14 protein-coding genes are annotated in these 16,054 nt (G+C 48.2%); 9 read left to right on the top strand and 5 right to left on the bottom strand.

Translation table 11 applies throughout. The features are described 5' to 3' along the window. Positions 1 to 81: 81 nt before the first annotated feature. The gene (locus L1N82_RS23470) at positions 82 to 438 is read right to left on the bottom strand and encodes a helix-turn-helix domain-containing protein (RefSeq protein ID WP_235287761.1); all 357 of its coding nucleotides are present in this window, start codon (positions 436 to 438) and stop codon (positions 82 to 84) included. Positions 439 to 562: 124 nt separating this feature from the next. Here L1N82_RS23470 and L1N82_RS12765 point away from each other — a divergent pair, with 124 nt between their 5' ends. Continuing rightward, entirely contained in the window at positions 563 to 1,213 is a 651-nt protein-coding gene (locus L1N82_RS12765; RefSeq protein WP_235287762.1) for a nitroreductase family protein, read from the top strand. Positions 1,214 to 1,765: 552 nt separating this feature from the next. Then, the gene (locus tag L1N82_RS23595) at positions 1,766 to 1,987 is read left to right on the top strand and encodes a carcinine hydrolase/isopenicillin-N N-acyltransferase family protein (RefSeq protein WP_407946752.1); all 222 of its coding nucleotides are present in this window, start codon (positions 1,766 to 1,768) and stop codon (positions 1,985 to 1,987) included. On the opposite strand, the gene L1N82_RS12770 is transcribed toward L1N82_RS23595, so the two are convergent. Further along, positions 1,905 to 2,123, bottom strand: coding sequence for a hypothetical protein (locus L1N82_RS12770; RefSeq protein ID WP_235287763.1), 219 nt, complete (start codon positions 2,121 to 2,123; stop codon positions 1,905 to 1,907). The two genes, L1N82_RS23595 and L1N82_RS12770, sit on opposite strands and share 83 nt — an antisense overlap. Positions 2,124 to 2,446: 323 nt before the next feature. Here L1N82_RS12770 and L1N82_RS23475 point away from each other — a divergent pair, with 323 nt between their 5' ends. From L1N82_RS23475 to L1N82_RS12790, 3 genes are all read left to right on the top strand, one after another. Then, positions 2,447 to 3,583, top strand: coding sequence for a LytTR family transcriptional regulator DNA-binding domain-containing protein (locus tag L1N82_RS23475; RefSeq protein ID WP_328284481.1), 1,137 nt, complete (start codon positions 2,447 to 2,449; stop codon positions 3,581 to 3,583). 160 nt (positions 3,584 to 3,743) lie between these two features. Continuing rightward, positions 3,744 to 4,592, top strand: coding sequence for an ABC transporter ATP-binding protein (locus tag L1N82_RS12785; RefSeq protein ID WP_235287764.1), 849 nt, complete (start codon positions 3,744 to 3,746; stop codon positions 4,590 to 4,592). Next, positions 4,589 to 5,299, top strand: a complete 711-nt coding sequence (locus L1N82_RS12790) for an ABC transporter permease (RefSeq protein WP_235287765.1) — start codon at positions 4,589 to 4,591, stop codon at positions 5,297 to 5,299. Before L1N82_RS12785 ends, L1N82_RS12790 begins: the two co-directional genes overlap by 4 nt. 290 nt (positions 5,300 to 5,589) lie before the next feature. Here L1N82_RS12790 and L1N82_RS12795 read toward each other — a convergent pair whose 3' ends face one another. The 3 genes from L1N82_RS12795 to L1N82_RS12805 form a co-directional block, all read right to left on the bottom strand. Next, positions 5,590 to 6,357: a formylglycine-generating enzyme family protein gene (locus L1N82_RS12795; protein WP_235287766.1), complete on the bottom strand. Its 768-nt coding sequence runs from the start codon at positions 6,355 to 6,357 to the stop codon at positions 5,590 to 5,592. A 41-nt stretch (positions 6,358 to 6,398) separates the two neighbouring features. Further along, a complete protein-coding gene (locus tag L1N82_RS12800) occupies positions 6,399 to 6,476 on the bottom strand; it encodes an ATP-binding cassette domain-containing protein (RefSeq protein WP_235287845.1) in 78 nt (25 codons plus the stop codon). Positions 6,477 to 6,573: 97 nt separating this feature from the next. After that, positions 6,574 to 7,434 carry a S1C family serine protease gene (locus tag L1N82_RS12805; RefSeq protein WP_235287767.1) on the bottom strand — a complete coding sequence of 287 codons (861 nt, stop codon included), beginning with the start codon at positions 7,432 to 7,434 and terminating at the stop codon, positions 6,574 to 6,576. Positions 7,435 to 7,830: 396 nt separating this feature from the next. Here L1N82_RS12805 and L1N82_RS12810 point away from each other — a divergent pair, with 396 nt between their 5' ends. The 4 genes from L1N82_RS12810 to L1N82_RS12825 all read left to right on the top strand — a co-directional run bounded on the left by L1N82_RS12810 (position 7,831) and on the right by L1N82_RS12825 (position 16,008). After that, the gene (locus L1N82_RS12810) at positions 7,831 to 9,006 is read left to right on the top strand and encodes a hypothetical protein (RefSeq protein WP_235287768.1); all 1,176 of its coding nucleotides are present in this window, start codon (positions 7,831 to 7,833) and stop codon (positions 9,004 to 9,006) included. Further along, positions 9,006 to 11,999, top strand: a complete 2,994-nt coding sequence (locus tag L1N82_RS12815; RefSeq protein WP_235287846.1) for a DEAD/DEAH box helicase — start codon at positions 9,006 to 9,008, stop codon at positions 11,997 to 11,999. The genes L1N82_RS12810 and L1N82_RS12815 overlap by 1 nt, the downstream gene beginning before the upstream one ends. Before the next feature lie 705 nt (positions 12,000 to 12,704). Continuing rightward, positions 12,705 to 14,159, top strand: coding sequence for an MDR family MFS transporter (locus tag L1N82_RS12820; RefSeq protein ID WP_235287769.1), 1,455 nt, complete (start codon positions 12,705 to 12,707; stop codon positions 14,157 to 14,159). A 781-nt stretch (positions 14,160 to 14,940) separates the two neighbouring features. Next, complete coding sequence (locus L1N82_RS12825) at positions 14,941 to 16,008, top strand: TRAP transporter substrate-binding protein (RefSeq protein ID WP_235287770.1); 1,068 nt, start codon at positions 14,941 to 14,943, stop codon at positions 16,006 to 16,008. Positions 16,009 to 16,054: the final 46 nt, after the last annotated feature.

Here is a 16,054-nt window from a genome sequence, read left to right on the forward strand (position 1 = left end):
AATTTCTCGTGTACTTTACAATCGGGACACTCCTCCTGACTCCAGGCGCGAGGTGACCGGTCATACGTCAGTGCTCTAACATTAATATTTCCCAAACCCTTTTTCACATATAATATTCGACGAGAGAATGTCATACAGCTTTTGCTTAGATTCATTCAATTTTTGTTGAGCGGCTTCAATCTCCGCAATTTTCTTTTGTATCAGGTTTACATGCTCATCCTTTGATATTCCGTTCTTCGAGATCATGGATTGAATTTCCCGAATCGAAAAGCCAACGGCCAAACAATGTTTAACAACGTTCAAATGATGAATGATGTCTGAAGTATATACCCGATAATTATTTTGATCCCTTACTACGTATTCATCCGTGATAATGCCAATTTGCTCATAATAACGGATTGTTGAAATCGGAAGATCAATACTCCTTGCTACTTTCACTTATCTTCATAACCATCACCCCGTTTTGGCGCTTGCTATAAAGTTTACTTCATAGTTTACCATCTTACTAGCAGTGATGAGTAACATCATTGCCAAATTCAACTGAAAAAGGAGAGAAACCTGCATGAGTATCCATACAGGCAACTACCACAAAACAAACGACTTCAACAAAATCGTTTTGGAACGTCGTTCCGTTAAAGTCTACGATCCTGAAGTAAAAATCAGTCGGGAGGAAATGAGCGAAATATTAGCGGAAGCTTCCCGTGCCCCATCTGCCATTAACATGCAACCCTGGCGCTTCCTTGTGATCGACAGCGACGAAGGAAAACAAAAACTTGCGCCCCTAGCCTCCTTCAACCAGACACAAGTTTTGACATCTTCGGCTGTGATTGCGGTATTTTATGATGCTAACAATGTTGAATATATGGACCAAATTTTCAATAAATCAGTAGAACTTGGCTACATGCCGCAGGACATCATGGAATTGCAGCTGCAGCAGGCAAATTCATATTATGCGAGCCTGACTCCAGCTGCTCTGCGCGACATAAACATGCTAGACTCTGGTCTTGTTTCAATGCAGCTGATGCTGGTAGCTAGAGCCCACGGATATGACACCAATCCAATGGCGGGTTATGACAAGGAGCGAATCGCGGAGGTTTTTGGCATGGACAAAGAGCGCTTCCAGCCAGTCATGCTGCTTTCGATTGGCAAAGCGAGTAAAGAAGGCTATCTATCCTACCGTTTACCAGTAGATACGATTACTAGATGGGCTTGATCGAATTTTGGAGGGGTATGTACCTTGTAAAGCAGCTGCTACCTGGAATTGGCATATAAGAAGAACACTCGCCTCCGTAACGGCGAGTGTTCTTTATTATGAAAGAGTGTCCAGTGTAGTGTCAGAAACTTGCCATCACTTATGATACGGTTCAGTGAAACTTAATGGTAAAATCCGGTTCGACGGGTTCCTCGCGCTTGACGAGAACCAGCTTCGATTCGGACTTGAATCGGAGGAATCTGTAAAGCCGTATACCCTGAGATTGCCGAGGAAATTCGCGGAATGGCTGACGGCTTGCGGATATCATATGACACCTTTGCCGCTTTCTTGCTTAATCTCGGGTCCTTTGGAGAAGCCTACGGATGTACATGCTTCTGTTTCCAAGTGGGAGAGGATATCATCTTTGCCCGTAATCGTGACATGTTTACACAGTTGAAAATTATCACGGAGAGCTGCTTGTATCGGCCAACATCCGGATATATGTTCGTTGGTTAGGGCGATGCTCTCATTGGGAAAGAAGACGGGATGGACGAACATGGGCTTGCTGTCGGAATGACCTTCGTCGCTTCCGTAAAGACCAAGCCGGGATTAAACTTCCTTATGGTTGTACGTTATCTGTTAGAGAAAGCCCGAAACGTTCGAGAAGCTATTCACCTGCTGCAGGAGCTGCCGTTAAACACGGCGCAAAACATCATTCTTGCCGATCGAAGTGGGGTGTCCCATTTTTCCAAATCCCCTCTACGAAGGCCGGTATTTCCACGAAAGGCTCTTTAACAATAACGGCCTTGCCAACTGCGGTTGAAGCCTTTTCTTCAATAATTCGATAGTTCATGCCCGTCAATGCATGGAACATCCTTTGGTAATGGAACTTTGACAACATCGCGGATGTTGCGATATCATCGATCTCCAAGTTAGATTGTAAATCTTATTCAACGTAGTCAATCGCCGGCCGAAGCAGCCGAAGCAACCAAAGCGCCTCCACTTGATCTCATCTCCTTTCCTCATTCAGTTTAGAAGATCGGCAGAATGGCTTCCTCAACCGGTGAGATAAATCTCCATACAACGCCTTCTTCATTCCTTTGATACCCTACTTATGTTAAGGTTTAGTGTGATGGATGTGACATTCATATCACTACTTGAATACACTGGTTATTTATTTTCGGAAAATGAGAAGGATTTTAAAAGATATTTTTTATATAAGAGTTAATTATCATAGAGTGTGAGGTAGAAACGATGTCATTACTTACGATCAGTCAATTGGTAAAGAGAAAAGGAAACACATTATTACTTCCTGAGATTAATCTTGAGATTGGAAGTGGTCAATGTGTTGTGATCCAATGTAACAATGAGTTAGGGAATTTACTTATCCAGCTGCTTCTCGGTGCCGTTCCTGCTTCAAGCGGACAAGTACTATTCGAGGCGGCTGAATTGCGACATGAATTCAAACAGAAGGCACATAAAATAGGCATATCCCTCTTAAACGATGGAATCTATAATGGCTTAAAAGTGAAAGACTATCTTACTTTTTATAAGGATCTGTATGGGACAACAGATACAATTGATATAGTCTTGCGAAGAATAGGGCTGCTCGATCATCGAAACAGCAGGCTCTCTACGTTAAGTTTCTCTGAACAGAAACGTTTGCAGCTAGGAAGAGCCATTATACATAATCCTTCATTCCTTATATTAGAAGAACCTGAACAGAACGTAGATATTGAGAGCCATATCATTATTCGGGCATTAATCTCTGAGCTTCGTAATGAAGGAAAGGCCATTCTAATCACAACTTCCTATCTGGCTGATGCCATTTCTATTACCAATGAAGTATACAGATTAAATGAACACGAACTCAAAAAGATAGAAGTTATCGACCAGCCTGAAACGGATAACCAGACTGACGACCAACTTGTTGCAGCTGCTATTGAGCAGCCTGACGATGGTGATGATCACCTGCTTGTAACCGAGCAACAGATGCCACAATCTGAAGCTGCAATTCAGCCGGCTTCGCCGGTTCAAATTGAAATTCAACCCGTTCGTGTAGAAAAAATTCCTGCTAAGGTGGAGGATAAGATCATCTTATTCGACCCTACAGAAATCAATTTCATTGAAAGCAGCGATGGGATTTCCATGCTTCATGTAAAGGGAGAAACATTCCCCTGCACGTTTACTTTAAACGAGCTCGAGCAAAAACTAAAAGCCTTCGGCTTTTTCCGCTGCCATCGGTCCTACATCGTCAATTTACAGAAAGTACGTGAAGTCATTACTTGGACACGAAACAGCTTCAGCCTTATTTTAGATGATAATAAGAAAAGCTCGATACCGCTTTCCAAAGGCAAGCTTGACGAGTTAAAGACCATATTAGGCATCTAAAGCTCCAAATTGTCGTATAAAACGCTGTATCATTCACCCTTAAAATCGCATCATTCAACCCTGTATTTACTCTATTTATCCTTGAAATACTGCGCGGTTACGGGATTTCCTTTAATGTTGGTGCTGCAAGACGAGAACAACATGTAAAGGAGCAGCCCAAATGAAATATCAGATTGAAGTGAGCCAATTAACGAAAGCATTTGCTAATAAGTCGGCTCTAAATGGAGTCAGCTTTCAAATTAACCGTGGTGAAATTTTTGGATTTCTTGGCCCAAGCGGTTCGGGTAAAACAACCATGGTAAAAATATTAACCTCTCAACTTTTACACACATCTGGTTCGGTTAAGGTGTTTGGAAGCGACGTACGTAACCTGCAGGATTCCGAACAAATGAAACGGATTGGTATTCTTACCGATAATAGTGGTTTGTATGATCGACTTACGATCTATGATAACTTAGAGCTGTTTTGCAAGTTATATAATGTGGATGTAAAACGCATTGAAGAAGTGCTCGAAGAGGTAAATCTCCTTCAAGATAAGAAAACAGCTGTAAAGCAGCTATCCAAAGGCATGAAGCAAAGAGTGACATTAGCACGGGCGATTTTACATAAGCCAGAGCTTTTGTTCCTGGACGAACCGACCTCAGCTCTTGACCCTACCAATAAACAGCAGATTCATACTGTCTTACGGAAATTGAATGAGGAAGGAACTACAATTTTTCTAAGCACTCATGACATGCAAGAAGCTGAGGATCTCTGCAATCGGGTTGCATTTCTTCATAATGGAACAATTTTAGAGCTGGATACACCTCAAAGCCTGCGAGTGAAACACGGTGACTCAACCATTAATATTCTATTAAAGAACGGTAGCTCTGTAACCGTAGGTCTGGATGAGGCCGGATCTTACGCTATTAGAGATTACATGAATAATGGAGAGCTGCTTACGATTCATTCTAATGAACCAACTTTAGGGGATATATTCATCAAACTAACTGGGAGGGCGCTCCAATGACATTTTCGATGAGAAGAGTACGAGCGATTATTACGAAGGATTGGAAAGACTTATTAAAAAACTCATACATATTAGTTTCCATACTCCTGCCATTAGGCTTTGCAGCCATGCTATCTCGTATGAGTACGGATGACAGCAGCATGCTGAGTATGCCGATCAACCTTGCATTAGTTATGACTGGCGCATTTGTTCAAGCATCGATGATGGCAGAAGAGAAGGAAAGAAGCACCTTGCGTGTCCTATTACTCTCACCTGCTTCAACGCTAGAAATTATGATTGGTAAAAGCGTTTTATCTGCGATTATTACGTTAATTGTCGTCATTGGTTCTATCTTCATCAGTGGAATTAACATTCCCGAACTATTTTTCTTTTCTATTATGGTTTTATTATCACTGATCATATTCATATCGTTAGGTACCATTATTGGACTCATCTCACGTACGGTCATGGAAACCTCCATTGTAGGATTGCCTATTCTCATCATCTTTACTTATGGATCGATGTTAAGCTCTATGTTTGATAGCCCCATTATCACCAAGAGTATTTCTTATTTACCTACAGAAAACTTCTCGACCGCACTTATGAGTTTACAAGGCAGTGGCGGTTTTACAGAAATTAAATGGAATCTTCTAAATATGCTCCTATGGACGATTTGCTCGGTAATTCTAGCCATATTCATCTACGGAAAGCGTCGCTTTGACAAGTAAATATAAATAAATGAATGCGAGGTAACACATATGAACTCTAAAGCAACCAAATTTATTTTTCAGATGTTAATGGCAGCTGTTGTTACTATAATCATTGTTTCTGTTATCAAAGGCTTCTCTTAGTTACTTAAGTACTTACTTAAATACAAGAAATGCTAAAAGCCCTTCGAGATTGAAGGGCTTTCTGATTTAATCATTTCGCTCTATTTGTGATACGGTTCAGTGAAACTTAATGGTAAAGCACAAATTAAATAAAAATTCTATATGCGTCCCCCGATATGTAATCATTATTACCTTCCGCATGCTATTCTAAAGCCAAGGTCGTCTATCTTAAAATTCGGCATGCTTTTTCTTCTAGTCGTAGAACCACAGTTGTTTTCAACTTCAGCCCAACTGCCTCCCCGAAAAACTCTATAATCCCCATATCGCTTTATATCATATAGGTCCCAGCACCATTCCCAAACATTCCCTATCATATCGCATAGCCCCCATGGATTTGCCAGTAGTTTTCCGACTGGTTGAGCCGAGCCATTGGAGTTTTCTTGGTACCATGCAATCTTATCAATACTCTCGTACCGGTATCCCTTTGTTCCCGCTTTGCACACATACTGCCATTCAGCGTCTGTTAATAATCGAAAGCCGTTCGCTGATTTGTTATATATCGTATTCACACTTTCGTTTGTGATTGTGTAGCATTCATCCCTGCCAAGAATCCTGGACAATTTGTTACAAAAGACTAGCGAATCTAGCCATGAAACTTCCGTAATGGGCAGGTCATTCGCAACAGGTTCTAGAACATCATCATCCATGACAAAATGATACAGATGCTGTGTTATCGGATACTTCATTACATAGAAAGGTTTAATCGTTTCAGTCCATGTAATAACCTTCCGATCAGTTCCTCTCCCAGGATCTCCTAAAGTGTAATCAGAACTAATCCATTTGTTCGTGTTAATATAATCACGCAATTCAATAGTCCCACCATCTATAGGTACCATCAAATTCATTATATCTTCCTGAAGATGCTCTCTGTCGGCCCCATATCTCCCCAATATCATAGCAACCTCCTGTCTATTTCAACATTGAATTCAACTTTCCGCTATACCACTATTTGTGATACGGCTGTCGACTTTCCCGCACCATTTCGTCCGATCAGGCCGATACGTTCCCCTGGCATATTCGAAAATAAATATCGCGAAAGATCATGGACCCTTCATACTACTTCGTGACGTTCTCCGCGTATGACGCTCATGGCTATCACCCTTACTTAGTTTTTATTCTACTGGCGGCAGCGAAGTTCGCAGCAAGGTCTCCATGTCGGCAATCGGTACGGCCAAACCGGCCTCTATCAACTGGTCTTGATGCTGGACCTCGGCAATGGCGAATACAACGGCGATGGCTTTGCCACGCTTGTTAATGACGGGAGAACCGCTATTTCCGTTATAGATCGGCGCATCAAGAGCCATGACCGGCGTCTGGCGGCCTTGGATCGGGACCAAGCCGATAATAGCGCCTTCAATGACGATTTGCGTGAAATGAAGCGGATTGCCAATCACGTAGATATGTTCATCCGGCCCCCACTGCTCGTTGTCTCGCTCGACTTTAATAAATGGCAGCCGCTCATCCCCGATGTCCGCTTTCAGTATGGCGATATCCAGATCGGGATCACTCCCCGATAGCTCCGCTTTATAACTCTGACTTTGTTCCGGGAATTTTACTATAATATAGCCGCTATCTTCGATGACGTGATAATTGGTCACAATGTAGCCGCCGTTAATGTGGAACCCAGTGCCCTTGCCGTTGTCCGTGCTGACTGTAACAACCGCTTCTTTATAGCTTTGTATTTCAGCTTGTCTGGATAATTTCTTCGACCCGAACAAGAGGGGGAGCGTCTTCATGTTGTAGATTTGCGGCCAGAAGGCCACTATATTTCCGACTAGAGCGGCCACGAGCAGGAATAGAATCGTCCTTTTGATCCGCTTCCATCGGTTGGCCGATGAACCCCCGTCGTCGTCCTCCTCTTCCGACTCAAAGTCCCACTCCTCGTCCGCATACGGGTGGTCATTCTCATGTTCTTGATTATCTTCGGAATTAGAAAGAGAGTTCTCTTTGTTTCGACCTGAATTATTTTCCATGCGCATCCCTCCATACCCGCCGTAATCTTGTCCCGTTATTGTATCATCGAACCGCCTATAATTGGGGAAAATGGCGGCAACATCCTGCGTCGCTTGAAATACATTATTCGTTCAGAGGGGAATTCGCACAAACCACGTTTCGACGTTAATATTTTTCCACCATCATCATGTTTTAATGCTAACTGACTTCACTTCGAGAGTTGTCACCAGATAGAGATTCTATCTTTTGACTACGTATTTCTCCTTCGAAGCCAACTTTTTTAAGCCGGCGTTTTAATTGGTCCTAGATCAATGGTCTTTGGGCTGTATGCCGTCTTGACCATTTATCGTTATAATGAAGGAACCGATTCACGAGCGGCCAAGCTCAAGAAAGGAATATGTTCCATCATGACAATAATGGATTCGAATTCACCAATCGGGCTTAGCGTTGTCCAGTGGCAGGATCTGATCGCCAGCTGCGCCCGGAAAGCGGCGGACACCCCGTACGACAAAAATTATGGTACCGAGGTCCGCTCCATGGTGCGCCCCTTCATGTCGGAGTTCACACCTGAGGAAGCCTGGCTGTTCGAGCTGAACGTCGACCTGTTCTTGCTCCGCAAGCAATCGACCGGCCGCCACTTGGGCTACTTCGCCCAGATGGCGGCATCCGAGACGCTGCATGCCATCGAGAGTCACATCCATAACGGCCTGCCGCCGGAGATCCCGGTCAAGCAACAGGGGCGGCTGCTGGAGACGGCTGCATATATTCGTGATAAGGCAACCGCGAATGCATGGTCCCCTCCAGCCTATCTGGATATCTACGTGGAGCTGTGGCTGATCCTGGTTTCATCCGCTGCGGACAGCCCTCGCCTCCTCAAGGAGGAGCTGGCGCATCTATCCCAGGGACCCGGCATGGAAAACAAACTCTTCCCGCTCGTCGCCCTAGCCTGGATGTGCTTCTGGCTAGGTGAGGATCAAGAGGCTTGGCGGCTGCTGGATGCTGCAGAGCGGCATGGGCTAAAGCCCGGGCAGGTATTTCGCTTCCTGCGCCAGCTGGAGGAGAATAACGAATGGACCCGGCTTGAAGCCTGGCTAAGTCGTTGCGCGAACGAGCAAGTTGGACTCAGCCCCGGCAGCCTAGGTGAGTATGGCCGCTATTGGGATGCCGTCATCACGCGACTGCCGGAGGCCGAAGAACGAATGTGGAGCGCAATTACGAGCCTGCCTCCCTACTGCAGCAGCTTGTACGAGGAGAAACTGATGAGCTATGGCCGTTGGCGGCAGTGGATCGATTACCAGCTTAGCCTCGGCAGCGATCCGCTCGACTTTCGAGCGAAGGATCTGCAGCCCATCGAGAAGGAGGCGCCGGAAACGCTGCTGCCTTTTTACCACCAAGGCGTCGAGAAATACGTGTTGTTAAAAAACCGCGACGGCTACAAGCGGGCGGTCAAGCTGCTCAAACGGCTGGCCAAGCTGTACAAGAAGCTGAAGCGCGTGCAGCGGTGGGAGGCATACATCGAGACATTCGCCAGCCGGTATAGCCGATTGCGGGCCCTCCAGGAGGAGCTGCGGAGAGGAGGACTAATTCCATGATGAAGACTACTACTTATAACCGCGAGACCACCGCGGTTCGAATGGTGCTGACGTCGCATGGCGACGCGTTGTTCTTCGCGGACCCGGATTCGCTGCGAGAATGGACCGGACTTCAATTGAAGCATCGCCTGTTCGCTTGGCACGAACCGTCCTTCTATGGCACCGAGCTGGAGCTCGTCAAAGTCGGGGAGCTCGAGGCCGTCGTGCTGCCCGCCGACGAGGTCATTGCCTTCTTCGCCTCGGGGCAGCACCTGGAGCATATCGAGTGGAAGTGGGAAGACGATGCCGCGCGCTTGGCTGCTTTAGCGCCGCTCTTGGGTGAGTGCCTGGAGAAAGGGCTGTACGCGCCCGACCTTGCGGCTTACCGCAGCGGCTCCCTGCGCTGGAATTGGGATGCGGCTGCGGTCGGCGCGACCTTCGGACAAGCGCGCCGCGACGAACTGGACCTGGAGCGCGGCAGCTGGAGCGATGAGGCGCGCGACGGGCTAATGGCGGCCTTCTCGGCGGCCATAACGAGCCGCTTCTACGGTACGGAGTCGGACGAAGCGGATCTGCGCCGGGAATTCCCGGCTCTGTTCGCGCGCGAGAACGCAGCAGCCACGACGGCTGGACTCGACGACGAGACCTGGCTTGTGCAGATCGGCTGGAAAACGGATGTCGCGCCGTTCCGCCCCCTGCTGCAGCTAATGGAGCCGTGGGAGGGCGACGAGCACTCCCGCTGGCGGCTGCGGCTCGTGCTGCAGGACAAGAGCGATCCGGCTAAGCTTCGAACAGTACGGCTCGGCGACGACGGCTCGGCGGCAGGCAAGTGGCCGGACGCATGGGCGGAAGCTATTCGGAGCCGCTCGGACGGTTGGCTGCAGCGGCTGCGGGTTAGCCTTCCGCACGAACGGCTGGCGCGCGGCGAGGACGTGCTCGGCAAGCCGCTTGACGACGAGGCGGCCTGGCGCTTCCTGAACGAGGACAGCCGCCGGCTGCTCGAAGCCGGATGGCAGGTCCTGCTGCCCGCATGGTGGGAAGCCGCAAGCCGCAAGAAGCCGCGGCTGCGCGCAGCGGTACAGTCGGAGGACGATTCCAAGAAACGGGGCGGCGGCAAGTCTTTGTTCGGTCTGGATGCGATTCTGAGCTTCAACTGGCGCATCTCCATCGGCGACGCCGATCTGAACGAGGAGGAGTTCGACGAGCTGCTGGCGCGAGGGGAGCGTCTCGTGAAGTTCCGGGACCGCTGGATCGTGCTCGACCCGGCGCTGATCGCCCAGATCCGCCGCATGATGGAAGGCATGGACAAGAGCCAGGGATTAAGCTTCCAGGATGTGCTGCAATTGCATCTGCTCTCCCAGGGCGAGGCGGATGGCGGTGCAACGGACGCCAGTGTAGAGATTCTCGGGTCCGATGCAGCCCGCGTTGAACTCGAAGTCGAACTCAATGCGCACTTGACCGGGCTGTTCGCCAAGATTAATCAACAGAGCGAATGGCCTAGGCTCGATCCGCCCGCCGGTCTGCGTGCCGAGCTGCGCAGCTACCAACAGGATGGGTTCGCCTGGCTGGCTTTCCTCCGCCGCTTCGGGCTCGGGGCCTGTCTCGCGGACGACATGGGACTTGGCAAGACGGTCCAGTTGATTGCCTACCTGTTGCACGCCAAGGAGCAGGCGGATGATAGGCTCCGGCTCCCTTCGCTGATCGTCTGCCCTACGTCCGTACTCGGCAACTGGCAGAAGGAGATTTCCCGCTTCGCCCCATCGCTGAAGGTGGCCATGCATTACGGCTCCGGGCGTAAGAGCGGCGTCGCGTTCCGGAACGAGGCACGCAGCGTTGACGTCGTACTGACCTCTTATGCCACCGCCTCGCTGGACCAGGAAACGCTGGCCGCTTTCCAATGGGGAGCTGTCTGTTTGGACGAAGCCCAGAATATCAAGAACGCCGGGACCAGGCAGGCCGCGGCGGTCAAGAGCTTTCCCGCGCTTCATCGCATTGCGCTCACCGGGACGCCGATCGAGAATCGGCTCGCGGAGCTATGGTCCATCTACGATTTTACCGTGCCCACTTACCTCGGCTCCGCCAAGGCGTTCCAGGACCGCTTCGCAGCCCCGATCGAGCGCGAACAGGACGGGCGTCGCACGGCTGAGCTAAAGCGGCTGGTAAAACCGTTCATGCTGCGGCGCAAAAAAAAGGATCCCGCCATCCAGCTCGACCTGCCGGACAAAAACGAGATGAAGACGTATGTTCCGCTTACCTCCGAGCAAGCTGCCTTGTACGACAATTGTGTCAAGGAGCTGCTCGAGAAGCTGAAGAAGCTCGACGGCATCCAGCGCAAAGGCGCTATTCTCGGAGCGCTGACACGTCTCAAGCAGGCATGTAACCATCCGGCTCTGCTGGATGAGGATACGGGAGCGGAGCTGGAGGATGGCCCTCTACATACGGGGGCGATCGTCGCCCGCTCCTCCAAGCTCGAAAGGCTGCTAGCGATGGTCAAGGAGCTGCGCGAGGCGGACGAGCGCTGCCTCATCTTCACGCAATACATTGGCATGGGCAAAATGATTCAGGATGTCCTGCAGCGCGAGCTGGGCGAGCCCGTACTGTACCTGAACGGCAGCACGCCGAAGACGCAGCGGGACAGGATGGTCGAACGGTTTCAGTCCCGCGGCCTTCCGGCATCCGAGCAGCCGAACGTGTTTATCCTTTCCCTAAAGGCGGGAGGCGTCGGGCTTAACTTAACCGCGGCGAACCACGTCTTCCACTTCGACCGCTGGTGGAACCCGGCCGTCGAGAACCAGGCGACCGACCGCGCCTACCGGATGGGCCAGACACGCGACGTGCAGGTGCATAAATTCATCTCGCTCGGCACCCTTGAGGAACGCATCGACGAGATGCTGGAGAACAAGCAGCAGCTAAGCGACAATGTGATCTCCAGCTCGGAGAGCTGGATTACCGAGCTATCGACGGATGCGCTGCGGGAGTTGTTCTCGCTGCGGCGGGACTGGTCGCGCGATTAAGCGGAATTTGGGCAACCACTAGCACGGGTTCCTTATCTTCCCTTTTTCACCGTCATTCAGCTCAAAAGTTACGTTCTCCAGGACCAGCTGAGCGGCGTTGTATTTACGTTTTGGCAATTTATCGTTAACAAGTGGGTTCCTCCTGTACGAGGACTCCATTCGTATTAGATCAATAAAAAAAGGCGCAGGGAAATTCCCCACGCTCATCCGGTACGATCCGTTCAAGTCAAGGTTGGAGCCTCTTCGCAAATTGTGAAATCGTATGGTTAGACTTCTCCCGTAACGTGTGTATCGGCGAAAAATGCTACAGGAACTGCTACGGCATACTCCTTAGTTAATATTCTTGTGGATTTTTTTTCATAATCTGCACGACAGGCTGACGATTCGGTGCCGAGGCACTTCGAAAAGTCGGCCTTTTTATATTTATTTACCTTATTGAGTTAACCGGTACGATATCATAATCCCCAAACCTCATCCTGTCAAGAGATACTGTACAAATGAGCGACATAGCCGGAGATACCCCCTATTGTTTTCGGAATATGAATGTTCTTCTGGGAATGAGAAGCGGTTTCGCATTTTCCAAATCATTTGGTTTCACGTAAAATTTTATTCAGGTCGATAAGAAGATGATGCAGGATAATTTGCACGACGTGCTGGCAACTCGGTGCCAAGGCCAGAGCGAAAAGAACTTTCGGGAGGTAAAGAATGAACAAGCAGATTCGCGATGCAATTGGAATGAAACGAGGTCCGATGTTAACCGCGCTACTCATAGGTGCATTTGTAGCGTTCCTTAACGAGAATTTACTTACCAATGCATTCCCTGGATTGATGCGGGAATTCAATGTTGCTGCTTCGACCATACAATGGTTATCGACAGGTTACATGCTCGTAATCGGCGTACTGGTGCCGGTGACCGCATTGCTGCAGCAATGGTTCACGACTCGCCAGATGTTTATGTCTGCTATGGCGTTATTTTTAGCAGGTACCTGCTTGTGTGCAATATCCCCTGGATTCGAAATTTTGCTGATAGGTAGGGTTGTTCAGGCTAGCGGAACAGGATTATTAATCCCGTTGATGATGAATACGATTCTCGCTCTTTATCCTATAGAACGCCGGGGTGCGGCCATGGGTCTCATGGGGCTGGTCATTATGGTTGCCCCGGTCATCGGGCCAGCTTTATCGGGTCTGGTCATCGATACTTTACACTGGCGATGGCTATTCTATATGGTGATTCCTGTCGCTTTGTTTTCGATTATTTTTGCATTCATGTACTTAAAAAATGTGACAGAACTAACCAAGCCAAGGATCGATTTCTTATCCATCGTCATGTCAACCATCGGTTTCGGTTGCATCATCTACGGCTTCAGCCGAACAACTGTCTGGACTGAACCCGAGGGTTACAGTTTAATTGGCATAGGCAGCCTCTTCTTGCTCTTGCTTGTATGGCGGCAGCTCAGGATCAAAGAGCCTTTGATTGATCTTTCCGTATTTCGGCATCCCACTTTTTCTTTGGTAGCAGTATTGGTAGTCGTCCTTATGATGGTTCTATTCTCCACCACGACGTTGCTGCCAATATATATGCAAGATGTGATGCAGTTGACAGCGTTTACGACAGGTTTACTTCTGATGCCCGGCTGTATTTTAAACGCAATGATGATGCCGGTGACAGGAAAACTATTCGATAAATTCGGGCCTAGATTCGTCATCGTGCCCGGATTGCTCCTGATCGCCATATCGTTATGGCAATTTGCCAGTATCGACAATAATACTGCGCAAGGGTCCGTTCTTTTCAGTCATATCCTCTTATTCTTAGGCATATCGTTCGTCGTCATGCCGGCTCAGACAACTGGGTTAAATCAACTACCGCGCCATCTAGTCGCCCATGGCACAGCCATATACAATACTCTTCAACAGATTGCTGGTGGAATAGGCATCGCTTTGTTCGTCGGCATTATGTCATCCGGAACCGATCGTTATCTTCACCACTCGCTCGATCCCACTGCCATGCATGAGAAAACACAAATCGTGGTTGCTGGTTTACAAACGGTTTTTTGGATTGAATTTATTCTCGCCCTACTTATTTTGGTGCTGAGTTGGTTTATAAAAAAGTCTTCTGTATATAATGAAAATGATTCATTGCTTGCACAGAATGAGAGCTGACCCTACATCAAATAACAGTGTAAAAGAAATTAAGGAATCCTTGATATGAAGCGTTCTATCTCTCCTCCCCCTCGCTTCCGAGCAACGCCTGGAATTGGTTAATATTAGAGTTTTCGCCGTTACTTGTGGTAAGGTTCACCGTAACGGGGCTAACAGCGAAGTTTCTTTGCCGCGGCATTATAATTGTAAGAGCTATAGCTAAAGAGGGATATTTAAATACTAAATATCATTGTATACTCAACGAATATTTTCGATTCTAACACGCATTTATCAACTAATATCCGCTCTAGTTCTAGACATAACTTAGATACGAGAAATTCTATCATTATGCCTTCTTCCAATTCGTATATCGTATCGTAGGGTTACCATCAGGTAGAGATAACCGGAAGGGGAACTTGAACCTAAATAGGTCTCGGAAGGACAATTCCACTCTACCAATGCATAAACACTACGTGCTACCTGTCGTATTCGCTCATTCTCCGTCAGATCTAGATTAGCCCATTCTACAGGGCTCTCGAACCAAGTGATTAGTTGGATACAACACTTGATGCTTAAGGGTCGTGTGAAGGTTCGGTATTTCGACATCCTGTGATCGAAAGAATTTTGGGTAGCACGCTCTTATGGGCGTGCTTCTTTTATTTTTAGAGCGGCCCCTCAGCAAAAGGGAAAAATGTGCATAAGAAAATCGTCACTGGACATTCTACCTTTAGGTTAAGTCCTGTTTCAAACAGGGAACACAGAATGACTACCTTCAAAAACTGATGATTGAGGAGACGTGGTTATGAATCGGCGTTTTAGTGGAATTCTTGCAGCTTCGCTTATGATACTCACAATTGCGGGGTGCGGAGGGAATAATCAAGCACAACCGCCGGATGCAGCTAATGACGGAAACCAAGCGGAAGCTCCTGTCGAGGCCAAGCAGCGTATTATTCGTGCCGGGATCGGCTTGAATGATCAGCATCCTCAGTATAAAGGGTTGTTACGCTTTAAGGAAATCGTCGAAGCGGAGTCCAACGGAGCGATTAAAGTAGAAACGTATCATAGCGGACAATTGGGCGACGATCGAACAATGATGGAAGCATTGCAGTTGGGCACGCAAGAGATGACAATTCCTTCGACCGCTCCAATCGGAAATTTCGTAACGGATTTCACGGTATTCGACATTCCGTTCCTTATGCCCAGCGAAGAAGTGGCGGACAAGGTACTCCTGGAGAGCGAGATCGCTCAACAGCTATTAGATAAATTACCGGCTCAAAATTTAATCGGTCTGACGTATTGGGAGAACGGTTTCCGTAACTTGACCAATAATGTTAGGGCAGTCGGGACGGCATCCGATTTTAAAGGTCTGAAAATCCGCACGATGGAAAATCAACTGCATTTGGCGGCATTCAAAGCTTTAGGGGCTAACCCGACGCCAATGGCCTTCAGCGAATTGTTTACTGCACTACAGCAAGGAACAGTAGATGGGCAAGAAAATCCGATAGCGACCATCTATCTGCAAAAGTTTTACGAGGTTCAAAAGCATATCTCGCTGACGAAGCACGTGTACAGCCCGTTTGTCGTCATGTTAAGTAAGAAGTTCTGGGATGATTCCACTCCAGAGCAGCAGGAGTTATTGAAGCGGGCGGCATTAGAAGCTGGTACGCTCGAGCGTCAGTTGAACCGAGAAGCCAACGAGCAATATTTGACAGAGCTTAAAGCGGAAGGCATGACCGTGACAGAAATCTCCCCCGAAGCCCGCGCCGAGTTGGAATCGATCATTGTACCGATCGTCGATCAGTTTGCGGATAATATTGGGAAAGATACCGTCGAGAAAGTCCGAGCAGCCATTACGGAAGCAAGCCAATAAATCGAGTGTAGGAAACAGAAACATAAGACATGCTCTGTTTCCTGCT

The organism is Paenibacillus tarimensis, from assembly GCF_021532315.1.
Classification (GTDB): domain Bacteria; phylum Bacillota; class Bacilli; order Paenibacillales; family Paenibacillaceae; genus Paenibacillus_I; species Paenibacillus_I tarimensis.